At 48.4% G+C, this 24839-nt stretch carries 22 protein-coding genes, 1 pseudogene and 2 riboswitches; of the genes and pseudogenes, 12 read left to right on the top strand and 11 right to left on the bottom strand.

Going from position 1 to position 24839, the window contains the following annotated elements:
- A partial coding sequence (locus F8N00_RS04895) for a MarR family winged helix-turn-helix transcriptional regulator (RefSeq protein WP_421017867.1) occupies positions 1-242 on the top strand: 242 nt, incomplete at its 5' end.
- Positions 243-310: 68 nt separating this feature from the next.
- On the opposite strand, the gene mmuM is transcribed toward F8N00_RS04895, so the two are convergent.
- The 3 genes from mmuM to F8N00_RS04880 form a co-directional block, all read right to left on the bottom strand.
- Positions 311-1246: a homocysteine S-methyltransferase gene (gene mmuM, locus F8N00_RS04890; RefSeq protein ID WP_058265629.1), complete on the bottom strand. Its 936-nt coding sequence runs from the start codon at positions 1244-1246 to the stop codon at positions 311-313.
- Complete coding sequence (locus F8N00_RS04885) at positions 1221-2624, bottom strand: amino acid permease (protein ID WP_058265628.1); 1404 nt, start codon at positions 2622-2624, stop codon at positions 1221-1223. The genes mmuM and F8N00_RS04885 overlap by 26 nt, the downstream gene beginning before the upstream one ends.
- Before the next feature lie 77 nt (positions 2625-2701).
- Positions 2702-2803: riboswitch (SAM riboswitch) on the bottom strand.
- Positions 2804-2839: 36 nt separating this feature from the next.
- Positions 2840-3757: a ketopantoate reductase family protein gene (locus tag F8N00_RS04880; protein ID WP_075642879.1), complete on the bottom strand. Its 918-nt coding sequence runs from the start codon at positions 3755-3757 to the stop codon at positions 2840-2842.
- 182 nt (positions 3758-3939) lie between these two features.
- Here F8N00_RS04880 and F8N00_RS04875 point away from each other — a divergent pair, with 182 nt between their 5' ends.
- The 6 genes from F8N00_RS04875 (at position 3940) to ahpF (ending at position 11311) form a co-directional block, all read left to right on the top strand.
- Complete coding sequence (locus tag F8N00_RS04875; protein WP_023469811.1) at positions 3940-4656, top strand: GntR family transcriptional regulator; 717 nt, start codon at positions 3940-3942, stop codon at positions 4654-4656.
- Entirely contained in the window at positions 4649-6190 is a 1542-nt protein-coding gene (gene gntK / locus F8N00_RS04870) for a gluconokinase (protein ID WP_075642878.1), read from the top strand. Before F8N00_RS04875 ends, gntK begins: the two co-directional genes overlap by 8 nt.
- 24 nt (positions 6191-6214) lie before the next feature.
- Positions 6215-7561, top strand: coding sequence for a GntP family permease (locus F8N00_RS04865; RefSeq protein ID WP_035395491.1), 1347 nt, complete (start codon positions 6215-6217; stop codon positions 7559-7561).
- 20 nt (positions 7562-7581) lie between these two features.
- Positions 7582-8982 (top strand): decarboxylating NADP(+)-dependent phosphogluconate dehydrogenase, encoded by a 1401-nt coding sequence (gnd, locus tag F8N00_RS04860; protein WP_075642877.1) that lies wholly within the window; start codon positions 7582-7584, stop codon positions 8980-8982.
- A gap of 221 nt (positions 8983-9203) precedes the next feature.
- Positions 9204-9767 carry an alkyl hydroperoxide reductase subunit C gene (ahpC, locus tag F8N00_RS04855; RefSeq protein WP_421017866.1) on the top strand — a complete coding sequence of 188 codons (564 nt, stop codon included), beginning with the start codon at positions 9204-9206 and terminating at the stop codon, positions 9765-9767.
- Between the two features lie 14 nt (positions 9768-9781).
- Positions 9782-11311, top strand: coding sequence for an alkyl hydroperoxide reductase subunit F (gene ahpF / locus F8N00_RS04850; RefSeq protein ID WP_075642876.1), 1530 nt, complete (start codon positions 9782-9784; stop codon positions 11309-11311).
- Positions 11312-11354: 43 nt separating this feature from the next.
- Here the strand turns inward: ahpF and F8N00_RS04845 are convergent, their stop codons facing one another.
- Positions 11355-11924 (bottom strand): hypothetical protein, encoded by a 570-nt coding sequence (locus F8N00_RS04845; protein WP_075642875.1) that lies wholly within the window; start codon positions 11922-11924, stop codon positions 11355-11357.
- A 250-nt stretch (positions 11925-12174) separates the two neighbouring features.
- Here F8N00_RS04845 and F8N00_RS04840 point away from each other — a divergent pair, with 250 nt between their 5' ends.
- Entirely contained in the window at positions 12175-12717 is a 543-nt protein-coding gene (locus F8N00_RS04840; RefSeq protein WP_075642874.1) for an ECF transporter S component, read from the top strand.
- Between the two features lie 45 nt (positions 12718-12762).
- Here F8N00_RS04840 and F8N00_RS04835 read toward each other — a convergent pair whose 3' ends face one another.
- Together F8N00_RS04835 and F8N00_RS04830 are read right to left on the bottom strand one after the other, a co-directional pair.
- A complete protein-coding gene (locus F8N00_RS04835; RefSeq protein ID WP_075642873.1) occupies positions 12763-14256 on the bottom strand; it encodes a malate:quinone oxidoreductase in 1494 nt (497 codons plus the stop codon).
- A gap of 193 nt (positions 14257-14449) precedes the next feature.
- Entirely contained in the window at positions 14450-15955 is a 1506-nt protein-coding gene (locus F8N00_RS04830; protein ID WP_158024762.1) for a glycosyltransferase family 2 protein, read from the bottom strand.
- 179 nt (positions 15956-16134) lie between these two features.
- Here F8N00_RS04830 and F8N00_RS04825 point away from each other — a divergent pair, with 179 nt between their 5' ends.
- Complete coding sequence (locus F8N00_RS04825; protein ID WP_075642871.1) at positions 16135-17664, top strand: cryptochrome/photolyase family protein; 1530 nt, start codon at positions 16135-16137, stop codon at positions 17662-17664.
- Between the two features lie 40 nt (positions 17665-17704).
- Here the strand turns inward: F8N00_RS04825 and F8N00_RS04820 are convergent, their stop codons facing one another.
- Positions 17705-19072, bottom strand: a complete 1368-nt coding sequence (locus F8N00_RS04820) for an amino acid permease (protein ID WP_075642870.1) — start codon at positions 19070-19072, stop codon at positions 17705-17707.
- A 159-nt stretch (positions 19073-19231) separates the two neighbouring features.
- Positions 19232-19309: riboswitch (glycine riboswitch) on the bottom strand.
- A 209-nt stretch (positions 19310-19518) separates the two neighbouring features.
- On the opposite strand from F8N00_RS04820, the gene F8N00_RS04815 reads away from it, so the two are divergent.
- Both F8N00_RS04815 and F8N00_RS04810 read left to right on the top strand, forming a co-directional pair.
- Positions 19519-20058, top strand: a complete 540-nt coding sequence (locus F8N00_RS04815; RefSeq protein ID WP_075642869.1) for a histidine phosphatase family protein — start codon at positions 19519-19521, stop codon at positions 20056-20058.
- A gap of 178 nt (positions 20059-20236) precedes the next feature.
- The gene (locus tag F8N00_RS04810; protein ID WP_075642868.1) at positions 20237-21460 is read left to right on the top strand and encodes an MFS transporter; all 1224 of its coding nucleotides are present in this window, start codon (positions 20237-20239) and stop codon (positions 21458-21460) included.
- A gap of 41 nt (positions 21461-21501) precedes the next feature.
- Here F8N00_RS04810 and F8N00_RS04805 read toward each other — a convergent pair whose 3' ends face one another.
- Positions 21502-22023, bottom strand: coding sequence for an NUDIX hydrolase (locus F8N00_RS04805; protein WP_075642867.1), 522 nt, complete (start codon positions 22021-22023; stop codon positions 21502-21504).
- An 18-nt stretch (positions 22024-22041) separates the two neighbouring features.
- On the bottom strand, positions 22042-22536 hold the full coding sequence (locus F8N00_RS04800; RefSeq protein ID WP_075642866.1) for an LURP-one-related/scramblase family protein: 495 nt from the start codon (positions 22534-22536) through the stop codon (positions 22042-22044).
- Positions 22537-22766: 230 nt separating this feature from the next.
- On the opposite strand from F8N00_RS04800, the gene F8N00_RS04795 reads away from it, so the two are divergent.
- On the top strand, positions 22767-23762 hold the full coding sequence (locus tag F8N00_RS04795) for a tRNA dihydrouridine synthase (protein ID WP_029343007.1): 996 nt from the start codon (positions 22767-22769) through the stop codon (positions 23760-23762).
- A 46-nt stretch (positions 23763-23808) separates the two neighbouring features.
- On the opposite strand, the gene F8N00_RS04790 is transcribed toward F8N00_RS04795, so the two are convergent.
- Positions 23809-24321, bottom strand: a complete 513-nt coding sequence (locus F8N00_RS04790; RefSeq protein ID WP_058713702.1) for an SF0329 family protein — start codon at positions 24319-24321, stop codon at positions 23809-23811.
- 31 nt (positions 24322-24352) lie between these two features.
- Positions 24353-24839: pseudogene (locus F8N00_RS04785) on the bottom strand (beta-glucosidase); the annotation flags it as partial.

Raw genomic sequence — 24839 nt, 5'->3', positions numbered from 1 at the left:
CGACCGTCAGTCGCCAAGCTGCAGCGCTCGATCAAAAGCAACTTGTGGAAAAAGTAAAAGATCCGACAGATGGTCGTGCCTTCTTCTATCATATTACGGATAAAGGACAAGAAGAGCTCACGATTTACCGGACAGCGCGCCTCGCGAGCATCGAACGTCTACTGACGGACTGGCCATCGGATGATGCCGAAGATTTTGGACGTCTATTGCAACAATTCAACCGTGCCTTGCGCGAGCGGTAACGAAATCACACCATTTAAAGGAACGGACGCGAAATCAATCGATTTCGCGTCCGTTTTTTCGTCATTATTCATGATGTATGAGAAACCTGACAAACCGAACGAATTTGTGCGATATGTTCAGGTGACGTTCGGCAACAACCGCCGATCAATCGTGCCCCTGCCTCATACCATGTCTTCGCGACGGTTTGGAACGACGTACACTGATTCGTACCCGACCATGTTTTTGCGACCGGATCATAGACCTCACCGGAGTTCGGATAGACGATGATTGGCACATTCGTCAACGCCTTGACGTGACGGATAAAGTCGGTCGCGTAAGATGCCGGAAAACAATTTGCACCGATTGCTGCGAGCTGTGGATGTTGTCCGACCGTTTCAATACACGTCGCAAGTGCCGTTCCTTCACTAATGTGTGTCGCATCTTGAAGCGAGAACGTCAGCCAAGCAGACACTTCCGGATACGCTTCGAGAATCCGGAACAACACGACAGCTTCCTCGAGCGACGGAATCGTCTCAAATGCCAGCAGATCAGCCCCCGCTTCAATCAATGCTTCGATCCGTGGTCTGTGGAAGGCTTCTAGCACATCTGCTGACACCCCATAATGACCGCGATACTCAGAACCATCTGCTAAGTAGGCACCATAAGGACCCACTGATCCTGCGATTAATGCGTCACTCTTTCCGCTACGCGTGCGTGCATTTTGGACCAAGGTAACGGTTTGTCGAATCAGCGACTGTGCTTCCTCTGTCGTGATATGACGTTGCTTGAAGCCTTCGATACTTGCTTGATAGCTTGAAGTGATGGCGACATCAGCACCTACTTCAAAGTAATCGTGATGGACACGCTCGATCTGTTCCGGTGCTTCGATCAAGAGACGTGCTGACCAAAGCGGGTCGTTCAGATCGAATCCCTTCTGTTCAAGTTCGGTTGCAAGGGCACCGTCTAAAATGAGAAAGGGAACTTCCTGTAATCGTTGATCAACTGGATTTTTGATTCGGGACATCTTCAACACTCCGTTTCTGAGAAGAATTCGTGAACGCATGAACGATATAACAGATCACGATGAATGGAATACCACAGTACAAGGCAATTCGTTGTGTCGGATCAAATCCGATACCAATCAGAGAAATCAAACAAACGACGAAAGCGGCGATCGGTACGAATGGAAAGAGTGGTGTGCGATAGACCAATTCGTCGACCGTATGCCCTTCACGAAGAAATTGCTTCCGGAAGCGATACTGGGCAACGCTGATACTCATCCAAACGACGACGACAGCAAGACCGGAAATCGAGACGAGCGCGATATAGACACTCCCTGCTGCATAGATGCTAGACAGCAAGGCAAGTCCTCCGCCAAGCATGCTGAACAATACAGCTCGAAGTGGAACCCCACTTGGTGTCACCTGGGCGAAGAAGCGTGGAATCATACGTTCGTTCGCAAGCGACCAGAGCATCCGAGAGGCGGCGTAAAGTCCAGAGTTCGCTGCCGACAAGATCGCTGTCAAAATGACGAAGTTCATCACGTCTGCAGCGTAGGGAATTCCGATCCGTTCGAACACGGCGACGAACGGACTTTCGAGTACACCTTTCCCATCCGTTGGCAATAAGACGGCTAACACGATGATCGTACCGACGAAGAAGAGGACGAGTCGCAAGATCGTCGTCCGGATCGCAAGCGGAATCGTCCGTTTCGGATCGACTGCTTCACCCGCTGCGACACCGATCAGTTCCGTTCCCGAGTAAGCAAAATTCACGGCAAGCATCGTCATGAAGATGACGAAAGCACCATTTGGGAATAATCCACCTTCCGTTAAGGAAGAAAAGAATGGGGCTGGGCTACCATCTTGCAGTGGAATGAAGCCGACGATCGCTCCCGCACCAAGTAAAATGAACGCAATAATCGTCACGACCTTAATGGCGGAGAACCAAAACTCGACTTCAGCGAACACGCGAACCTTCAAGACGTTGATACCAAGGATCATCGCAGCGAATAAGGCACTGAACACCCAAACCGGAATCGATGGGAACCAACGTTGCATCAAAATGCCTGCTGCCGTGAATTCTGAACCAAGGGCGACCGTCCACGTCAGCCAGTAGAGCCAGGCTACTGTATAACCGGTGCCGGGTCCAATGTACTTCGTTGCGTACTTATGGAATGATCCGGTTTCCGGCATGTGCACGGCGAGTTCACCGAGACTTAACATGACTAAGTAAACGACGACGGCTCCGATCAAATACGATAAAATCGTTCCGACACGTCCTGCTTGTTCCAACGTATAACCTGTACTTAAAAATAATCCTGTTCCAATGACACCACCTAACGACAGCATGATCAGATGACGTGATTCCATCTTGCGTCGAAATGCTCCGCTCGTTTTCATGAATCCATTTCCTCCTCGTTCCACCTATTTCAAACAAAAAACGCATCCTCACGGATGCGTCGGTCGACAATTCGGAAATCTTATCGATCGGGTGCAGCACCCGCAGGAATTAGCACAGTATCTTTCGACCTGTTGCTGAGGTTTCATAGGGCCAGTCCCTCCACCTCTCTGGATAAGTATGTAATTGTTCCTAACCATATCAGAATGCAGATAATTCAGTCAACAGGCATTTCCCGATTTTTTTGATAGATCCATAAATTAGATTCAATCAGTTGAAGATGACGTGAAGAGCGTGTTTCGAGCAACGTACTAAAGAAATGTTTCACTTCGACGGGCTGACCCTTTTCCATGTCCCGTAACATTGACGATTTCATAGTGTCTTCCATTGCATGCATCTGCTTCAGCAAGACCGCTTCTACATCGTCATTAAAGACTGCGCCTTGTTCTTCCATCGCTTGCTTCGCTTCCTTCATGACGTCTTGAATCATCTGATGACCAATTGGGTCCTTGCGAATTGGACCGATGGCAGAGCGAAATAGTGTCGTCACGCCCGCAAATGTCGAAATGAAGAGGTACTTTTGCCACATGTCATCCATGATATGCATCGAGTACGCCATCGGTGCCTTCGCTTTCGCAAAACGTGTTGCAATCTCCTCTAAACGCGATGTTGGTTTACCGGTTCGTGAACCAAACAATAGCCGATGCGACGGGCTTGTCTGTATAATACGCCCTTCTGCATCAAGCGTCGATTCAATGAAGCAAAGTCCGCCCAGTACTCGATCTTCTCCGAAGACTTCTGTTAACCGTCGTATATGCTGCATGCCGTTCAACAAAGGAATGATGTACGTCTCGCTCGAAACAAATGGCGCAAGATCCTGTAGGACATCATCCAAGTGATAGGCTTTCGTCGAAAGTAAGACGACATCAAATGTGTGATTCAGTCGCATGTCTCGTGTCACTAACTGAGGCGTGATCATAACATCATCATGAGGACTAGTGATCTGTAACCCTGTCTTTTGTAATTGTTCATAGCGCTTCGGACGAACAAGGAATGTCACCTGTTCCCCTTGCTCAGCAAGACGTCCCCCGAAATAACCTCCAACTGCTCCGGCACCTACGACTAAAACATGCATATGCATTACCTCCTTTTTAACTAATCGATTCGTTACTTACTCCTTCACCCTAACATATCGGAAACCATTTTCCTGATTCCTGCTTGAATCACTAAAATGTAAGTTAAGCGTTTGCATTTTAGAAAAAAACGTTTATACTAACTTGTATACAAGTATACTCACTTTAGAAATCAGGTGATTCCATGTCAGAACTGTTATACCCCTTGAAGTGGTTAGCAAAAGCTTCCGCTGGAGATCGTGTCGCACACGAGCTACGGATGCGCATCATTTCAGGAAAGATTGAAAGCGGTACCATTTTATCCGAAAACAAATTAGCCTCTGATTTTTCAGTCAGTCGCTCGCCCGTCCGTGATGCGTTAAAGGTCCTTGCATCCGAACAATTGATTCGTCTCGAACGAATGGGAGCGGTCGTCGTCGGTTTGTCTGAGCGCGACATTCAGGAAATCTATGATGTCCGGCTACTCATTGAAACGTTCGTCTTCGAACGACTCGTCAAAATCGAACGGGCAGAACTCGTCCGTGAACTCAGTAAAATTCTCGAAATGATGAAAGTTGCCATCAAATACAAGGATGCCGATGAATTCTCCTTCCAGGACGTACTGTTTCACGAAACGATCATCCGCTCGATTGATCATGGATATGTCAGCATGATTTGGCAAAATCTCAAACCGGTCATGGAAAGTTTCATCCTCCTATCGATGCGGGTACGATTCGAGGAAGACATCGAAGACTTCGAACGCATCCTCGCGAACCACGCCTTGTACATCGAAGCGATCGAGACAGGGGATCGTGAACGGATGGTCGCTTCCTTACATCAGAACTTTGATGACGTCCAGGAAGTCGAAGATCTCTGGAAAACGCAACAAATGATGTCGAAAGGAGTCGATTCACATGACTGAATACATGTTAGGCGTCGATATCGGAACGACGAGTACGAAAGCGGTCCTCTTTACGACAAAAGGAGAGGTCATCGGACAAACGAACGTCGGTTACCCGCTTCATACACCGAACCGGTCGACAGCGGAGCAAGATCCAGAAGAAATTTTCGATGCTGTACTCGAATCGATCCGTTTGATCACGAAACGTCATCCGAGCATGCCACCGAAGTTCGTCGCGTTCAGTAGTGCTATGCACAGCTTGATCGCGATGGACGCACAACATCAACCATTGACTGCCTGCATCACATGGGCAGACAGTCGGAGTGAAGCATGGTCGAACAAGATCAAGGAACAATATGGTCTATCAATCTATCACCGGACCGGAACACCGATCCATCCGATGTCACCGCTCAGCAAAATCAGTTGGCTCGTCGAAGATCGTCCGGAGCTCCATGCTCAAACGAAAAAATATGTCGGGATCAAGGAATTCGTGTTCCAAAGACTGTTCGGCAGATACGTCATCGACCACTCTCTCGCTTCAGCAACCGGTCTCTTCAACATTCATGAATTAGGCTGGGATACGGGCGCGTTACACGTCGCAGGAATCGATGCCAGCTATTTATCGGAACCCGTACCGACGACGACGTCATGTACCGGACTGAATACTGATTACGCACGACAAATGGGACTCTCCATCGATACGCCGTTCCTAGTCGGTGCCAGTGACGGTGTTCTTTCTAACTTAGGTGTCAACGCGATTCGCAAAGGGGAAATTGCGATCACGATCGGAACGAGCGGTGCCATCCGAACGATCATTGATCGTCCGCAGACCGATGAAAAAGGACGGACGTTCTGTTACGCGCTGACCGAGGACCACTGGGTCATCGGTGGGCCCGTCAATAATGGCGGAATGGTCTTACGGTGGATCCGAGACGAACTCGCGTCAGCCGAAGTCGAGACAGCAAAACGCCTTGGCATCGATCCGTACGCTGTTTTGACGAAGATTGCCGAACGCGTCCGTCCTGGATCCGACGGGCTATTGTTCCATCCTTACTTGTCCGGTGAACGAGCGCCGCTCTGGAATCCGGATGTCAGCGGTTCGTTCTTCGGTTTAACGCTTTCGCACAAAAAAGAGCATATGATCCGGGCAGCACTAGAAGGCGTCATCTACAATCTGTATACCGTCTTCCTCGCACTCGTCGAGTGTATGGACGGTCCTGTGACACGGATTCAGGCGACGGGTGGGTTTGCCCGGTCCGAAGTCTGGCGCCAAATGATGGCGGACATCTTTGAATCGGAAGTCGTCATTCCGGAAAGTTTTGAAAGTTCATGTCTCGGTGCGTGTATTCTCGGACTGTATGCGACAGGGGAAGTCGATTCGTTCGAAGTCGTCTCCGAGATGATTGGGGAAACGCATCGTCATGTACCAAATGAAGAAGCGATGCATGAATATCGTCAGCTCTTACCGATTTTCATTAGTTTGGCTCGAACATTGTCTGAGGATCATAAACGAATCGCTACGTATCAACGGAGCTTGATTCAAGAAGAAAACTAACTTAATCTTTTGGGGGAAGTCATCATGCCTTTAGTCATCGTAGGAATTGGGATCGTCGCGTTGCTCGTTCTCATCATGGGGTTGAAATTAAATACGTTCGTCTCACTCATCATCGTTTCCTTTGGCGTTGCACTACTACTCGGCATGCCGCTCGATCAGATCGTCAAAACGATCGAAGCTGGTATCGGAGGAACGCTTGGTCACCTCGCATTGATCTTTGGTCTTGGTGCCATGCTTGGAAAGCTGATTGCTGACGCCGGGGGGGCGCAGCGAATCGCCATGACGCTTGTCGCTCGGTTTGGGGAAAAGAACATCCAGTGGGCAGTCGTCGTCGCTTCATTCATCATCGGGATCGCCCTCTTCTTCGAAGTCGGACTCGTCCTGTTGATTCCAATCGTCTTTGCGATTTCACGTCAGCTTCGTGTCTCGATTCTATATCTCGGAATCCCGATGGTCGCAGCCCTGTCTGTCACGCACGGCTTCTTACCACCTCACCCGGGTCCGACCGTCATCGCTGGGGAATATAAAGCCAATATCGGGGAAGTCTTATTGTATGGTTTCATCGTTGCTGTTCCGACGGTCATTATTGCCGGTCCTATCTTTACGAAAATCGCGAAACGACTCGTTCCTGAATCGTTTACACGGACAGGAAACATCGCGTCACTCGGGGAACAAAAAGAATTTGATTTAGACGAGACACCAGGCTTCGGCATCAGTGTCTTCACGGCGATGCTACCGGTTCTTTTGATGTCGGTCGCAACGATCTTCACGCTCTTACAAGAAACACTCGGTTGGGGTGAAAACAGTGTCATCTCGGCGATTGAATTCATCGGGAACGCTTCAACGGCGATGTTGATTTCACTACTCGTCGCGGTCTACACGATGGGGATCGCGCGTCAGATTCCGATGCAAACGGTCATGGAATCTTGTACGACGGCGATCGCCCAAATCGGGATGATGCTATTGATCATCGGTGGTGGCGGTGCCTTCAAACAAGTCTTGATTGACGGTGGTGTTGGGAAATACGTTGCGCACTTATTTGATGGATCAGCGTTATCCCCAATCCTACTCGCTTGGTTGATTGCTGCGATTCTCCGGATCTCACTTGGTTCCGCTACAGTCGCTGCCCTCTCAACGGCAGGTCTCGTCATTCCGTTACTGGAGCAATCCGACGTCAACTTAGCGCTCGTCGTTCTCGCGACTGGTGCAGGTAGTCTGATCGCTTCACACGTCAATGATGCAGGCTTCTGGATGTTTAAAGAGTATTTCGGGTTATCATTAAAAGAAACGTTTGCGACATGGACTGTGCTTGAGACGATCATTTCCGTTTGTGGACTTGGGTTCGTTCTTCTCCTCAGCCTCGTCGTCTAAGAAAAGGAGTCGTTCTACTTATGCAACATTCTATCGGAGTCATCGGGCTTGGCGTCATGGGACGCAACCTGGCACTGAATATGGCAAGTCATCAAGAAGAAGTCGCCATCTATAACTACACACGTGATTTAACAGACGATCTCGTCGCACATGATGAAGGACTACCCCTTCATCCGTACTACGACATTGAAGCATTCGTTCAATCACTCGCTCGCCCACGTAAAATCTTCATGATGGTCACGGCTGGTAGCGCGATTGATTCAGTCATCGAATCGTTGCTTCCGCATCTCGAAACAGGCGATATCATCATGGATGGTGGGAACTCTCACTTCCTCGATACAGAGCGTCGTTTCGACGAGTTACAACGCCATGGGATCGAATACATCGGCGTCGGTGTATCGGGTGGTGAAGTCGGTGCGCGGACCGGTCCTGCGATCATGCCTGGTGGATCGAAAGAAGCTTACGAACATGTCGCACCGATCTTGACGAAGATCGCCGCTCACGTCGAAGGAGATCCATGTTGTGTTTATATTGGTCCGAAAGGCGCTGGTCACTTCGTCAAGATGGTCCATAACGGAATCGAGTATGCGGACATGCAATTGATCGCTGAAGCGTATAGCTTCCTCCGTTTCCGTCTCGGACTCGACGTCACGGAAGTCGCGGATATCTTCGCTGAATGGAACGAAGGTGAACTGAAAAGTTACTTGATTGAGATCACAGCGGATATCCTCCGAAAAACGGATGACGAGACAGGGCAACCGTTGATTGATGTCATTCTCGATCAAGCCGGTCAAAAAGGAACTGGAAAATGGACGAGCCTGCAAGCCATTGATAATGGGATCGCCTCTTCGATCATTACAGAAGCCCTGTTCGCGCGTTACCTTTCAGCTATCAAAGAAGAACGCGTCGTAGCGTCTGCTGTCCTAAAGGGACCAGAAGACTTGTCAACGCTTGAGCGAGACGCGTGGGTCGAACGGATTCGTCAAGCGCTTTATATGGGGAAAGTTGCCGCATACGCGCAAGGCTTCACCCAGTACCGAACGTCGTCTGAGTTGTATGACTGGAACTTACGCCTCGAGGAAATCGCCTTGATCTTCCGTGGTGGATGTATCATCCGGGCCGACTTCTTGAACGTCATCAGTGAAGCGTTCAAAAATGATGCGAACCTCTCGAACTTGATGCTCGCCCCGTTCTTCGCTGAGAAAGTACAGGCGTATCAAGAATCGTTACGTCACGTCGTTGCCGAGGGTGCATTATCTGGTTTTGCACTCCCATCTCTATCGACGTCACTGACGTATTACGATAGCTACCGGACAGCGAATTCGAATGCCAACATGTTGCAAGCACAACGCGATTATTTCGGTGCTCACACGTATGCACGGACAGACCGCGAAGGGATCTTCCACACGGACTGGCAATAAAGAATACAGCTCCCGACTCCTGTTTCATTTAGGAGTCGGGATTTCTTTTTTTGTTCACACAATCTTTCCTGAAATAAGAAATTGCCGATTATACCTTGACAAAAGTGTTGGTCTATATGAAATTAGTATTAGATTAGAATTATTCTAGTGTGATAAATACAGATTCCTTGTATGCACTAGAACAGATTCTAAAAATAGAACCCTTGAGGAGGATTTTTATCATGTCTTTAATCGGAAGTGAAGTAAAACCATTCAGTGCATCAGCATTCCACAACGGAGAATTCATTGACCTAACGGATGCCAACCTTCGCGGTAAATGGAGTGTCGTATGTTTCTACCCTGCAGACTTTACATTCGTTTGCCCGACAGAACTCGAAGATCTTCAAAACCAATACGAAACACTCAAAGCGCTTGACGTTGAAGTTTACTCTGTTTCAACAGATACGCATTTCACACATAAAGCATGGCACGAAACATCAGAAACAATCGGTAAAATCGAGTACGTCATGATCGGCGACCCATCACACGTCATCTCACGTAACTTCGAAGTCTTGAACGAACAAGATGGTCTTGCTGACCGCGGTACGTTCATCATCGATCCAGACGGCGTCATCCAAACGGTTGAAATCAATGCAGGCGGTATCGGTCGCGATGCAAGCACGCTCGTCAACAAAATCAAAGCAGCACAATACGTACGTAACAACCCAGGCGAAGTCTGCCCAGCGAAATGGGAAGAAGGCTCTGCAACACTCACACCAAGCCTTGATCTCGTCGGAAAAATTTAAGGAGCGGATTCGCGATGGCTTTAGCACCAGACATTAAAGCACAACTCGCGCAATACCTCGAGCTTCTCGAAGGCGATCTCGTCCTAGCGGTTAGCGCTGGGACAGACGCCGTCTCGCTTGAGATGAGCGCACTCGTCGAAGAGATCGCAAGCATGACACCACGCATCTCCGTCGAGCAGGCAAGCCTTCCCCGGACACCAAGTTTCTCAGTCAACCGTGTCGGTGAGACAAGCGGCATCACGTTCGCGGGAATCCCACTCGGTCATGAGTTCACGTCCCTCGTTCTCGCTCTGCTACAAGTCAGCGGTCGAGCACCGAAGGTCGATGCGGACGTCATCAAGCAGATTCAAGGCATTCAAGAAACGTACCATTTCGAGTCGTACATCAGCTTGAGCTGCCACAACTGCCCGGATGTCGTACAAGCATTGAACGTCATGAGCGTCCTCAACCCGAACATCAGTCACACGATGATTGATGGCGCGGCATTTAAGGAAGAAGTCGAACAAAAAGAGATCATGGCTGTTCCGACGGTCTTCGTCAATGGCGAAGCATTCGGTAACGGACGGATGTCACTCGAAGAAATCTTGGCGAAGCTTGGTACAGGTGCCGATGCTTCTGATTTCGCTGATAAAGATCCATACGATGTCCTCGTCGTCGGTGGTGGTCCAGCTGGATCGAGTGCTGCCATCTATGCAGCCCGTAAAGGCATCCGGACAGGAATCGTCGCAGAACGCTTCGGTGGACAAGTCATGGATACGATGAGCATCGAGAACTTCATCAGCATGAAGTACACGGAAGGACCAAAACTCGTCGCAAGTCTTGAGGAGCACGTCAAGGAATATGGCATCGACGTCATGAACCTACAACGGGCAACTCGCCTTGAGAAGAAGGACCTCCTTGAGCTCGAGCTTGAGAACGGTGCTGTCTTGAAAACGAAGAGTTTGATCCTTTCAACAGGTGCACGCTGGCGTAACGTTGGTGTCCCAGGCGAACTCGAATTCAAGAACAAAGGCGTCGCCTACTGCCCACACTGTGATGGTCCATTGTTCGAAGGAAAACGTGTCGCAGTCATCGGTGGCGGAAACTCAGGGATCGAAGCAGCCATCGATCTCGCAGGAATCGTCAAGCATGTCACGGTCCTTGAATTCGCACCGGAACTAAAAGCGGATGCTGTTCTTCAAGAACGCCTCGCTTCCCTTTCGAACGTCACGGTCGTCGTCAACGCACAGACGAAGGAAATCACAGGAACGGACAAAGTGAACGGTATCACGTATATCGAGCGCGAAACGAACGTCGAACGTCACGTCGAGCTCGAGGGTGTCTTCGTCCAGATCGGTCTCGTACCGAACACGGACTGGCTCGGTGAAACGGTGAGCCGTAACAAGTTCGGTGAAGTCCAAGTCGATCGTCATGGTGCAACGAACGTACCAGGCGTGTTCGCTGCAGGAGACTGCACGGATAGCGCGTATAAACAGATCATCATCTCGATGGGATCTGGTGCAACAGCTGCACTCGGTGCTTTCGATCACTTGATCCGGAATTAATGAAAAAGAGCGGAACTCAAACGAGTTTCGCTCTTTTTCTGTCTCAATAGTAGATTTCACCGTACCATGTACAATGATATTCTTTTGTGATGTGGTGTTTTGTTAAGATGCCCTGCTTCGCGTATGTACCACTGACTGTTACGACCATTGTTTGCCAAGCATCGATTGGAGTACCGGAGAATCCGGTTTGCGTCCATTTTCCACCATCGATTGCAAGAGACGTCATCGAAAAGACATCGGATAATCGTTGGCGTTTACTCTGTTCCAAGAGTTCCGTCTCGAAATTTCCGATGATCCGGACATCGTTTCCACGTTCTGTGCGTTCAAGCGTTCGTTCACTATCCCACTCTAAGCTCGTTTGGACACGTAGCGGCTTCAACCGTTCGAGTGCCCGTTCTTGAAAACGTTCCGGCGAAACCCAGTCCTCGTCTGCGAATTGATTTGCTGCAAGCAACGTGACGTCCGCATTTTCATGTGTCCGATTTATGTTTTCCACGATTTTTTCATATGCTGCGTAATAACGTTGGTGTTGTGTCGTCTGGTCCTTTGCCTCCGATGTGACTGATGACAATGAAGCGAATAAAAAAACAGCTGTCGCAATCTGATATTTCACTGACTTCCCCTCCCTTTCGCTGTTCATTGTACGAAAAAAACGAGGAACAGATTCGAAAACGACAACCGTTTTATGGATTTTTTCATTCAAGAGTGTATCAATAGATCGTACTCTTATGGAATTAAGAACAGATCAAGATTTGTATTCAAAACTGACCCCTATAAATAATTCAAAGTTGACACTTTTGACTAGTTCAGTCATCTGATAGATTGAAGATATCTTAAAATCTATCATAAAGAAGGTTAGCCACATGCAAAAAGCAGCACCGTATTCTAGCACTCGTACCCGCCAGCTCGTCATCACTGCGATGTCAATCGCACTTGTTCTTGTTGCGACACTATTCATCAATATCAAACTGCCGATCGCTTCAAGCGGCGGTCTCGTTCATATGGGAACAGCGATGCTCTTTCTCATCGCGATTTTATTCGGTCCACGGACAGCATTGATTGCCGGAGCAATCGGTATGGGATTATTTGATCTTATCAGTGGATGGACACTCTGGGCTCCATTTACAATCGTAGCTCGAGGACTCCAAGGATATATTGTCGGGCGTATCGCCTGGTCTTCGCGATACAAAGGAGACAACCCTGGCTTAAATATTTTTGCAATGATTGTTTCTGCTCCCGTCATGCTTGCTGTTTACTATGTTTGTGAAGGTATTCTTTACAGTAACTGGGTCGCACCAACCGCTTCGATTCCAGGAAACATCACACAAAACGTCCTCGGAATCCTTGTCGCGATTCCAGTCGGGATCGCATTAAAGAAAACACGCTTCTTCCGTAACTTCCGCTAAATCAAAAAAACCGTCCGGCTCCTCGTAGAGTCGGACGGTTTTCGTTTAGCGAATCGGTTGACCTTGTTCGAGTTCGAGCGTTTTTGCTGTTTCGGCATGGATCTGTTCGAACAGCTCCGGATGTTCAACGAGTGAGATCCCGTAAGACGGAATCATCTCCTTGATTTTTGCTTCCCACGCCGGTAGTTCGGACGGGAAACATTTCGCGAGTACTTCGAGCATGACCGGTACCGCTGTTGAGGCACCTGGAGACGCCCCGAGTAAGGCAGCGACAGATCCGTCGGCTGCACTGACGACTTCTGTTCCGAACTGGAGTGTCCCTTTTCCTTGTGGTGTATCCTTGATGACTTGGACACGTTGACCAGCGACGACGACATCCCAGTCTTCTGTCTTCGCATTCGGGATGAACTCTCGTAATTCGTTCATCCGTTGTTCCGTCGACAAGAGGACTTGTTCGATCAGGTACTTCGTCAATCCCATCTCTTTAGCTCCCGCAGCAAGCATCGTCAAGACGTTGTTCGGTTTGACGGACGCGATCAAATCAAGATTTGAACCTGTCTTGAGGAACTTCGGTGAAAAGCCAGCGAACGGTCCGAAGAGGAGTGATTTCTTCCCATCGATGTATCGTGTATCCAAGTGTGGTACTGACATCGGCGGTGCTCCGACTTTCGCTTTTCCGTAGACTTTCGCATGATGCTGTTCAATGATTTCAGGATTTTTACAGACGAGAAACAAGCCACTGACTGGGAAACCACCGATTTGCTTCGATTCCTCGATGCCTGTTTTTTGGAGCAACGGTAGACTACCGCCACCACCCCCGATGAAGACGAACTGAGCCGTATGATGCTCGATCCGGTGATCGCGCTCATTCTTCACTTTGACTTCCCAGCCTCCGTCAACACGCTTCAAATCCTCGACACCGTGCTGATAGTTAATCTCTACATCGTGCTGTTCGAGATATTCAAACAGGATTCGTGTCAACGCACCAAAATTGACGTCCGTTCCTGAATCGATTTTCGTCGCAGCGATCGGCTCGGGTGACGTCCGACCGTTCATGATGAGTGGAATCCACTCGGCTAATTTCGCTGGATCCTCTGAATATTCCATTCCCGCAAACAACGGATTCGCTGATAGCGCTTCCAATCGTTTTTTCAGAAATTCGACGTTTTCTGTTCCTTCAACCATACTCATATGTGGAATCGGCATGATGAATTCTTTCGGATTCGGCAAGACACCTTCCTTGACGAGATGCGACCAGAATTGACGTGATAGTTGGAACTGTTCGTTTACTTTGACCGCTTTACTGATATCGATTGAACCATCAGCGTTTTCCGTCGTATAGTTCAGTTCGCATAATGCGGCGTGACCTGTTCCTGCATTGTTCCACTCGTTCGAGCTCTCTTCCCCGGCACTCGCGAGTTTCTCGAATACCTTGATGTTGATCTCAGGCGCGAGTTCTTTTAATAAGACCCCTAACGTCGCGCTCATGACTCCGGCACCAATTAAAATAACGTCTGTTTTTTTAGGCATACTGCTCATGATATCCTTCCTATCCCCGTTGATATTATGGACTACCTGTCATGAAAAACTTCCCCCTCATGACGACAACTTACCTTTCCATTATAACCCTATCATAGCTTGCACAGAAAGGAACTTCTTTTACATTCAGAAATGTGCCGCGGCAGCTGATTTTACAAAATCGTCTGCCTCTTTTCGAAGCAGACGATTCCGCTCATTTGATGCGTAATCCTAAGTTTCCTTTAATGGTTTCATACCAACGATAGGTGTGATGGCTTTTTTGAATCACTGGCTCCTCCATCGAAATAGCCATGACCTGCTGTCCATAGTCATCAAAACGTAGATAAACAAGATAACTCCCCCGCTCCATTTGTTTGGGTAGTTCTACCTGCAAGCGATAATAATGATTTTCAAGATCTATGACATCTGTCTTTAAAAGATGCGTTTCTTCCATCCAATTACGATGTTGTAACGAAATCCCTTCTACACGAATTCGACGATCTCCAAGTGTTTGAACCGTTAGCTCGAGTCCCTTTTCTGTCAGTTCTAATTCGTGCACCTTCACATATAGAGGGAGAGCTAGCATTTGTTTCTGACCACTGCCTAATGGAATACTCCAGTAAGGTTGATCATCCACCCATTCGATTTCCTTTGTTTCTTTCGATTTCGACCACTTGACAGCATCCATGAAATCATCAAAACGTCCGGTGTTCCAGTAATGATACAACAGACGATTGAACGGCTTTTCAATCAATGAATCGATGGGATAGGAACGGTGTTGCGTAAATAAGGCAACGACGCGCGCAAACATTTGATGATAGGCTGACGGATCATGACTTTTGAGAAAGTGCTTACGATCATATAAGCGTGTGATGCAGTCAAACTCAATCAGTCGATTGAGGATGAGACGCTCCTTTTCAACAGGTAATTTATATTCCAACACACGTCGTAAGACGATAAGATTTGTTTCCATCTTTTCCATGATATCAGTCTGCTTCGTTAATGAGTCATTTTCCTCGAGACGGTTCAAATAATAGATGGGAGCCGTGACCGTTGATATCGCATCCGTTCGTATTAAGACATCGATAAAAAATTGTTTATCTTCGGCGAATTTCATTGAAGGAAATTGAATCGCATGACGTAGCAGAAAGTCTCGACGCATCATACGGGCACGTGGACCGAGATGATAAAACGCATGCTTTAACGTATAAGGAGAAACGTGATCACGATTACGATTCGATTCGTGAACACCGATGATTCGGTTCGGTTGATTCGTAGACACTTGAATTGTACGTCCGACGGCGTAGTCCACTCCGGTTCGATCCATCGTCTCATTCAAAATTCGTAATCCATCATGCGCTAACCAATCGTCCGCATCCAAAAACGTAACATATTTCGATCGTGCAAGAGCCAAACCTAGATTACGTGGCATCGCAGGCGTGCCCGTATTGTTTTTCAGCAGTATGCTGACAAGTTGAGGATATAAGGAAGATAAGCGTCTTAACAGACGGCGTGAGCCATCTGTGGATTTATCATCTACCGCAATGATCGTCACGTTTCGAATACCGATCGTCTGTACTAAAACGGAGTTAATCGTTCGTTCAAGATAGATAATCGCGTTGTACACTGGAATAACGACTGTAACAGCAACATGACGTCTTAGACGTTTTGCATTTAAAACCTCATAGTCTTTTGGTACTGATGAAATCTTTGACCTCACTTGATTCACTCCTCATCCTCAAAGGTGATTCAATTTATCAACTATATTGGTTTTTAATGTAAAATACTTATAGTATAAACAAAATTTAATTGTCCTGCAAGTATCGTTTGGAACACACACGAACGTATGAATTTATTCAAAAACGGTAATCATATAACAAAGATAAAGGAGGGACTCTCATGGCGACACGCTGGATATTTGGTAATCAATTGAATCACGATCTCCCCTTATTGCAGGAAGCAAACAAACAAGATGACGTCATCCTGATGGTCGAAGCGACCTCACGCTCCAAGTGGAAGACGTACCATAAACAAAAACTTGTCCTCGTCTTCTCAGCGATGCGACATTTTGCGGAAGAACTGCGCGAAAAAGGCTTCACCGTCGATTACCGAGAAGCCGATTCGTTTGATCAGGCATTTAAGGCACACCGGAAAGATCATGATCCGGACCATGTATTCTATACGGCGATCACAGACGAACCGATGCGCAAGGCGATGCACAAGTGGCAAGACGCCTTGCCGAAGAAGATCACGGTCGAAGTCTGTTCTGACGTACCATTGTTTTTACTGACACAGGAAGAAGCGATCGAAGCAATCGGCGACAAGCCATACAAGATGGATCGTTTTTATCGCAAACTGCGCAAGGAACGAAACGTTCTCATGAACGGCTCTAAAGCGATCGGTGGAAAGTGGTCGTTTGACGCCGAGAACCGGAAACCGGCGAAGTCCGGGACGACGTTTCCCGATCCCGTTCAGTTTCGCCCTGATCGCATCACAAAGGATGTCATCGACAAGGTCGAACGTGATTTTTCCAATCATCCGGGAGCACTTGATTCCTTTCATTGGCCGGTTACGCGACAGGAAGCGACTCGGGCTCTCCATTGCTTCATCGAAGAACGACTCGAGACGTTCGGGACGTATCAAGACGCCATGCTGACCGGTGAAGATACGTTATCGCATTCGCTCTTATCAGCAGCAATCAATCTCGGCTTGCTGACACCCGAAGAGGTCATTCGTCAAGTCGAGGCTGCCCTTGAAGATCAAGATGCTCCGCTCAATGCGGTCGAAGGTTTCATTCGGCAAATTCTCGGCTGGCGCGAGTACATGCGCGCCGTCTATCTAGCCGAGATGCCAGACTATGCTTCTGTCAATGCGCTACGTCATGAAGCGGATCTACCAGACTTTTTCTGGACCGGGAAAACGAACATGAACTGTGTCGCAGAATCGTTACGTCCTGTCGTCGAGCATGCTCATAATCACCATATCCAACGCTTGATGGTGCTCGGGAACTTCGCTAATCTATTTGCGATCTCGCCGCAACAGACGGCAGATTGGTTCAACGAGATGTACATCGATGCCTACGACTGGGTCGTCTTACCGAACGTCCTCGGGATGGCGCTTCATGCCGACGGAGGAACATTATCGACTAAACCGTACATCGCTTCGGCGAATTACATCCATAAGATGAGCGATTATTGCAAGGGATGTCCGTTCCATCAAAAGGACATGCTCGGAGAAGATGCCTGTCCGTTTAACGCCTTGTACTGGGATTTCATCGACCGGCACGAAAAACGCTTCGCTGATAATCAGCGGATGTCGATGATGTATCGGCAATGGGGAAAGCGCGATGCGGACAGCAAACGCGATATTCGAAAGAAAGCTAAAGCACTTCGGAAACAGCTACAGGATGGAGCTTTCGATATACCATGAAACAAGCCGGTCGGATTAGATCCAACCGGCTTGTTTTGGCTTACGCACTTTTTTGATTAGCTGCTTGTTGTTTCTTTTTCCGGAGGTGATACAGTCCGAATAGTCCAAGGAACCAGACCGGTGTCAGCAACAAAGCTGGACGTGTATCGTCAGCAAATAGCATGACGACGAGAATGACTGCAAACAATCCAAGCACGAGGTAATTGACGAGTGGTGTCAATGGTGCTTTGAATGTCGACGCCGCATGCAATTCCGGATTTTGTTTCTTGTACCGGAGATGACAGACGAGGATGACACCCCAGACCCAAATGAAGCAGATCGCACTGATTGTCGTGACGATACTGAACGCTTGCCCTGGTAACAGTTTACTGAGCAAAGCACCGACTGAGACAACGATCGTCGAGACGAACAAGGCGTTTGCTGGAACATGATTTTTATTCAACTTCGAGAACTTGTTCGACGCTTGCTGTTGATTTCCCAGGTTATACAGAATCCGGCTCGTCGAGAACATTCCGCTGTTACACGCAGAAGCAGCAGACGTCAGTACGACGAAGTTGATGATTCCGGCTGCGAGCGGAATCCCAATCAGACTGAACGTCTTGACGAACGGGCTCTCTGTTGCACTTAATCCTGTCCATGGGTTGATCATCAAGAGGACGAGTAAGGCACCGACATAGAAGAATAAGATCCGAAGTGGAATCTTATTGATTGCGGATGGAATGTTCTTCTTCGGATCCGCTGTCTCTGCTGCCGACACCCCAACGAGCTCAACGCCGACATAGGCGAAGACGACCATTTGGAACGATAGCAAGAATCCTGTAATTCCATTTGGCATCCAGCCGCCATGTGACCAGAGATTCGACACCGTCACCGGACCCGCGTCTGTTTTAAACCCAATCGCGAGCAAGACGATTCCGACACCAATCAAAGCAAGGATTGTCACGACCTTGATCAAGGCAAACCAAAACTCGAGTTCACCGAACAATTTAACGGTCAACAAGTTAAAGCTAAGTAAAATCAAGAGAGCAAGAACGGCTGGAATCCATTGCGGGATATCAAACCAATACTTGACGTACAGACCGACGGCGATGATGTCCGCCATCGCTGTCATGATCCAACAGAACCAATATGTCCAACCGGTCACGAACGCGGCACGTGGTCCGAGATAATCTTCTGCGATATCCGTGAGTGACTGATAACCTGCTTTTGACAATAACAATTCCCCAAGTGCCCGCATGACGAAGAAGATCGCGATCCCGACGAGTAAGTAGGCAAAAATGATCGATGGGCCGGCGAGTTGGATCGCTTTACCTGATCCTAAAAACAAACCCGTTCCGATCGTTCCACCAATGGCAATCAACTGTACATGACGATTCGATAAATCCCGTTTTAATCCTTGCTGTTCCAAACCTGAACTCCTCCTTGTGATGGTTTCTCTACGCTTCAGACCGTTCTGTCGGTCCTGAAAAAGAAAAAAGAGACTGGACGAATGTCCAATCTCAACAAAATCAAAGGAATAACCCATACACGCCACTACGACATTCCATGAATGCCCGTCGCTGCATGTGATTACTCTTCTGTCCGTTTGCCTGAGATTGTGAACCCTTCGGCGCCGTGTCGACACGGTCTCTCCAGAAGCTGCTCCTGCCATAGTGTGACCCATGACAATCATAGCTTTCTCTTTATTTGATTATCCGATGCGTCGCTGCATCGATGAATTGTTTCTAATTCTAGTAATCTCGACAGCGTTTGTCAACGCCTTTTTCAAAATGATTTTTCAATCTATGAAAAGGACTTTACCATCTTTTCCAGAAATCATACAGCACCACTTGATCACGAAAGGATGAAACATTCATGTCGACGATTTACTTGATTCGCCACTGTGAAACGACTGGTCAAGCACCGGAAGCCCCGTTAACACCTCGTGGAGAAGAACAGGCGCAACGACTGTGTACGCAGTTATTTGATCTTCCAATCCCACACCTTATTTCGAGTCCGTATCGCCGAGCGCTCGACTCGATTCAACCACTTGCGACTGCTCTGAAACTACCCGTTGCACAAGAAGAGGACTTAAAAGAGCGACGGTTAAGTGCTGTTCCACTTGACGATTGGCAGGACCATCTTCGTCGAACGTTCATCGATCCAGACTATACGTGTCCTGGTGGTGAATCTAGCTGGATAGCAACTAAGCGCATCACGCGTGTCGTTGAAGAAGCGTTGCAACAGCATGATGGTTCCATTCTCGTGACACATGGGAATTTGTTATCTTTATATCTGCATTCGATTGACCCTACGTTTGGATTCGAAGAAAGTTTACAGCTGAAGAATCCGGATATTTTTAAGGTGACACGTATTCAGCAACAAACAATCGTCGAACACTTGGAAGCTTTTTGAAAATCTATTCATTTTAGGCATATGACTTGATATAATCTATTCTTTTTACTTATGAAAAGCATAAGAACTATCTATTTTACTTCCCTTCGAAACGGCTTTATATTAAACGAATTGATAATAAAGTTAAGTAGTTTTCGATTCAGGTATGAAACGGAACTTCAGAAAAGAAGGGATTTTTATGTCTACCACAAAAAAAGGCTATTTCATGATGATCGTCCTCTGGTTCGCCTATGCGACCTTCGCCATGAACTGGGTCGCGGGTTCATCATTGACGCCACAAATCACGGCGCATTTCTTCGGCAATCAGACCGTTGACCCCCTCATCTCACAACTCGTCAATTATTCGATTACGACGGCGCGTGTCTTCGCCAACATTCTCGCCGCGCTCATCTTGATGAAGCTCGGTCCGAAAAAAGCACCGTTACTCGCACTGTTCTTCCTGATGATGTCGATCGTCGCCATCTACCTACCGAACTACTGGGCGTATACGGTCGCTCGCATGGTCATGGGACTCGGTGGTTCAATGGTCATCGTCTACATGAACCCGGTCGTGACACGTTACGTCCAAGATCCGGCTGAAAAATTACGGATCAACGCCTTCAACACTGTTTCCTATAACGTCGGTGCATTCGTTGTTTCGCTCTTGTTCACCTTGTTCGCTGATCAGTTCGTCAGTGACTGGAAACTAACGTTGACGATCTTCGCGAGTCTAACAGCGATCCTCTTCTTCGCGTGGTGGATCGGTAGTGAGTCGTTCGAGTTGAACGATGCTCCGGACGCGGACGAAACGCCTTACGGTTACGGAGATGCTGTCCGCGATCCGTTCCTCTGGAAATATGCGGTTGCCTTCGGCGGTTTCTTGACGCTCTATATCTTATCGCTCGTTGGCTTGAAACCTGTGTTCGATACGTATACGCAGTTGAACGGTTCGCTCGTCAACCTGTTGGTCTCCGGTGCCGGAATCGTCGGTACGTTCGTCGGTCTGCGGATCGGTAACAAAGGGACACCTCGTAAACCGATTCTGTTGATCAGCGGGACGGTCATGATCGCGAGTTTCCTCGTCACCGTCTTGTTCGGAAACATCTCGCCACTCGTTTCATATGTCTTTGCGTTCATTTCTGGATTTGCGATGTACATCCAGTATCCGATCTTCATGAACTTGGCACACGAACGAAAAGGGATGACACCGCAAAAGATCACCGTTTTATTCGGCCTCTTCTGGGCAATCGCTTATGCGACGCAGACGATCTTTACGATCATTTGGAGTTACGCACTCGGACATGCGGGATATACGGTCTCAATGATCGTCTTCTTCCTCTGCTGTTCCGTGTATCTGTTCTTCACGTTCTTCTTACCAGAAACAAAACCAAAACAGACGGATACACTTCAAAAATCCGCTTAATCAAGCAACAAGCCCTTCCGAATCACCGGAAGGGCTTATTTTTATGCTTCGTTATGCGCGCCGTAACTATGGCGAAGGGCAAACAACAGTCGAATCAATGATTCATGATAACCGATGAACCATCCTTCTTCGATTCCGTTGACGATGGCTTCTTCTGTCATCCAAGCGACGCGTTGGACTTCTTCTTCCTGTAGCGTCAACGTCGTCAAATCCACTTCCTGCTCGACGAGATAATAATCATCAAAACCGATTTCAAACGGAATCGTCAGATGGGGACGAATGCCTGTGAAATCGATGTCGAGTCCGAGCTCTTCCGACAGTTCCCGTTGCGCTGCCATCTGACTCGTATCCCCACTGATCGCACTGCCCCCGACCGTCACATCCCACATGTTCGGCCAACCGGATTTGAACGGTTGCCGTTGTTGGACGAGCATCTCTCCTTTTGCGTTAAAGACACAGACGTGAATCGTCATGTGATAATCGCCGGCTGTATGTGGCGTTCCCCGTTGCCAGAGCCGTCCTGTTTTCTTACGATCTGCTGTGTATACGTCCCACTGTTCCATTCTAAATCCTGCTCCTTTTTAATCAATGAAAGATGTAGAGTTCGAACTTTCCTCCGCCTTGACGCAATCAATCGCGACGACGAGGGCGATCAACAATTCTTCCATTGCTTCATCTTCGACTTCAATGATGTACTGATCGGTCCAAGAGATCCATTTCTTCTGCACGCGACCAATCCGTTTCCCTTGTTGTAAGACCTCAAAATCAACATCCCACCAGTCGCCCGTCACTTCGAATTGATCCGAGTTGATTGTATAGCGGTCCTTGAAGAACGTGAACTCTTTAATGATTTCAAACGATTGCCCTGCTGCTTCGACATAAAAGACCGGTCGGAAACTGAACGTCTTCTTCGTGATTTCCGCGACTTCCTCTCCATCTCGGTTCGTCACGCTGAACGACTTCGGAAGTTTCATAAAACTGCCCTCGATGTGATAGGCGTCGTGCCCTGCCTCGTCTTGAATCGAGAATCGTCCACGTAAACTAAACGCTTTTTCTTTCATATAGAGTGTATGCATCCCGGTCTCCTCCTTTAGTGTATAGTCTCATTTACGCGATCATCGACGGAAAAGATTCAATATCTGGAAACTACCTCCGTCCAACTTTCTCTTATTTCCTTCATTCCCTCCTGCATCTAGTGAATCGCATCCCTTACTTGCACTTTTTAGCCAGAGCGCTTAAAGTGTATAGTTGATGAAATTCTTTAACCACACATGTGCATTACCTTAAGGAAAGGGTTTAATATACTATGAAAAAGAACTTTTGGCAGGACTTACCACGACCATTTTTCGTCTTAGCACCGATGGAAGACGTCACCGACGTCGTCTTCCGCCATGTCGTCGCAAAAGCGGCGCGTCCGGACGTCTTCTTCACGGAATTTACGAATACAGAAAGCTATTGTCATCCGAAAGGCAAGCAGAGCGTCCGCGGACGTCTCGAGTTCACGGAGGATGAACAACCAATGGTCGCTCACATCTGGGGCGACAAACCGGAATATTTCCGCGAAATGAGCATCGGCATGGCAGAGATGGGCTTTAGCGGGATCGACATCAACATGGGCTGTCCCGTCCATAACGTCGCTGTGAACGGAAAAGGCTCCGGCTTGATCAATCGTCCGGAAGTCGCGGCTGAACTGATCCAAGCTGCAAAAGCGGGCGGTCTCCCGGTCAGCGTCAAAACGCGTCTCGGCTACACGAAGGTCGAAGAGTGGCACGATTGGTTGCGCCACATCCTCGAACAAGATATCGCGAACCTCTCGATTCACCTCCGGACACGTAAAGAGATGAGCGCCGTTCCAGCACACTTCGAATTGATTCCGGAAATCAAGAAGTTACGCGATGAGATCGCACCACAAACGTTACTGACAATCAATGGGGATATCAACGATCGCCAACACGGTCTTGAACTCGTCGAGAAGTACGGGGTCGACGGTGTCATGATTGGTCGCGGGATCTTCCACAACCCGTTTGCATTCGAAGTCGAGAAAAAAGAACATTCGAGCCAAGAACTCCTCGATTTGTTACGTCTCCAGCTCGATCTGCACGATCATTACTCGGCTCAATTCGAGCCCCGTCTCTTCAAGCCATTACGCCGGTTCTTCAAGATTTACGTCCGCGGATTCCGCGGTGCGAGTGAACTGCGGGTCAAATTGATGGAGACGAACTCAACGGACGAAGTGCGTGCCTTACTCGACGCCTTCGTTGAAGAAGAAGGAATTCACGAGGTCAACTCGTTTTCAATTTAACAGCAAAGCACGCCTCCTCGTCTTGAGGAAGCGTGCTTTTTTCGTATCACCAGTGTTCGACGGTTTGCCGCGTATCTGCACACCATTGTTCAAAGTCAGACTGATGCGTCAGCAACAGGAAGCGCCGTTTGCCGAGTCGCCGATCGAGCCGTGCGATACCACGAATGAAAGGATGTGGATGAACAATCGCTTGTTCAAACGCAAGGTTCGGGTACTGCAACAAGTCCTGTTGCATCTCGTAGTTCTCCATGTACCCGTCTTGTTTGACCTGTCGTTCGATCTCAGCGGATAACGCATGCGACTGCTTCAACCAGTCGGACTGCCATAACGATCCGGCTGGTTTTTCCGGTAACTGTGCAGCTTGTAATGCATAACGCCGCTCGACTTCCCGCTCGAAGTGAAAGTCGTCTGCTCCGAGAATCTCTTCTCCGTCAAACGTCATCCAAACGCGACTAGGACTATCTTGAATCCGGTAGACAGCTGCATGAAAAGCAATCCGTCCCTGTAGCGACGGGGCGAGCAGTTGCTCGACCCGTTTTTTGATGATGGAAAACTGCACGCAATCCGTCCTTTCCGTCCGGCTAATCTAATCAGCCGTTCTTCATATGAAACGATTCCGCAAGCATAAACGTCAACTCTTTTAACTCGAGACCACCGAGTGCAAAGTAGAGTTTCAGATAGTTGTGTGGGTTGAAGACGAAGACGTCCTTCGTCTGACTGACCCACTCGCCGTTCGTTCCGTTGAAGGTAAAGGTCGCGACCGGCATGTTGTTCGCAAACAACGTCACTGGCATCTGCGCCAGTTCACCAGCATTCGAACGTGCCGTCAACGTGACCTGATACATCCCTGTCTCTTCCGCCGTGACAGCGAAGACATGACTGCTGCCTGTTGTCGTCGTGACGTCCGTTAACGGGAACGCATCTCCACTGACGAGGCGTTGGTGCGAGACCGCTTGCTCTTCAAGCGTCTCTTCTTCAATCGGAGCTCCGAGAACTTCGACCGGTGATCCTGTTCCCATCACACGGTCCATGACTGGTGAGCGTAACAGGAACTGACAGATCTGTCTCTTATACACA

The organism is Exiguobacterium sp. A1_3_1 (assembly GCF_048985645.1).
In the GTDB taxonomy this organism is placed as follows: domain Bacteria; phylum Bacillota; class Bacilli; order Exiguobacteriales; family Exiguobacteriaceae; genus Exiguobacterium_A; species Exiguobacterium_A indicum.
Note: the sequence above shows the minus strand (reverse complement) of the source record. Positions and strands in the feature narration are given on the sequence as shown.

Bases quoted from the DNA above. Each gene is read 5' to 3' on its own strand.
- F8N00_RS04865 (WP_035395491.1), top strand. From the start codon at position 6,215: ATGCCTTTAGTCATCGTAGGAATTGGGATCGTCGCGTTGCTCGTTCTC.
- mmuM (WP_058265629.1), bottom strand. From the start codon at position 1,246: ATGTCCCGAATCAAAAATCCAGTTGATCAACGATTACAGGAAGTTCCC.
- F8N00_RS04815 (WP_075642869.1), top strand. From the start codon at position 19,519: ATGTCGACGATTTACTTGATTCGCCACTGTGAAACGACTGGTCAAGCA.
- F8N00_RS04885 (WP_058265628.1), bottom strand. From the start codon at position 2,624: ATGAAAACGAGCGGAGCATTTCGACGCAAGATGGAATCACGTCATCTG.
- ahpC (WP_421017866.1), top strand. From the start codon at position 9,204: ATGTCTTTAATCGGAAGTGAAGTAAAACCATTCAGTGCATCAGCATTC.
- F8N00_RS04840 (WP_075642874.1), top strand. From the start codon at position 12,175: ATGCAAAAAGCAGCACCGTATTCTAGCACTCGTACCCGCCAGCTCGTC.
- F8N00_RS04805 (WP_075642867.1), bottom strand. From the start codon at position 22,023: ATGGAACAGTGGGACGTATACACAGCAGATCGTAAGAAAACAGGACGG.
- ahpF (WP_075642876.1), top strand. From the start codon at position 9,782: ATGGCTTTAGCACCAGACATTAAAGCACAACTCGCGCAATACCTCGAG.
- F8N00_RS04800 (WP_075642866.1), bottom strand. From the start codon at position 22,536: ATGCATACACTCTATATGAAAGAAAAAGCGTTTAGTTTACGTGGACGA.
- F8N00_RS04880 (WP_075642879.1), bottom strand. From the start codon at position 3,757: ATGCATGTTTTAGTCGTAGGTGCCGGAGCAGTTGGAGGTTATTTCGGG.
- gntK (WP_075642878.1), top strand. From the start codon at position 4,649: ATGACTGAATACATGTTAGGCGTCGATATCGGAACGACGAGTACGAAA.
- F8N00_RS04810 (WP_075642868.1), top strand. From the start codon at position 20,237: ATGTCTACCACAAAAAAAGGCTATTTCATGATGATCGTCCTCTGGTTC.
- F8N00_RS04835 (WP_075642873.1), bottom strand. From the start codon at position 14,256: ATGAGCAGTATGCCTAAAAAAACAGACGTTATTTTAATTGGTGCCGGA.
- F8N00_RS04795 (WP_029343007.1), top strand. From the start codon at position 22,767: ATGAAAAAGAACTTTTGGCAGGACTTACCACGACCATTTTTCGTCTTA.
- F8N00_RS04825 (WP_075642871.1), top strand. From the start codon at position 16,135: ATGGCGACACGCTGGATATTTGGTAATCAATTGAATCACGATCTCCCC.
- gnd (WP_075642877.1), top strand. From the start codon at position 7,582: ATGCAACATTCTATCGGAGTCATCGGGCTTGGCGTCATGGGACGCAAC.
- F8N00_RS04875 (WP_023469811.1), top strand. From the start codon at position 3,940: ATGTCAGAACTGTTATACCCCTTGAAGTGGTTAGCAAAAGCTTCCGCT.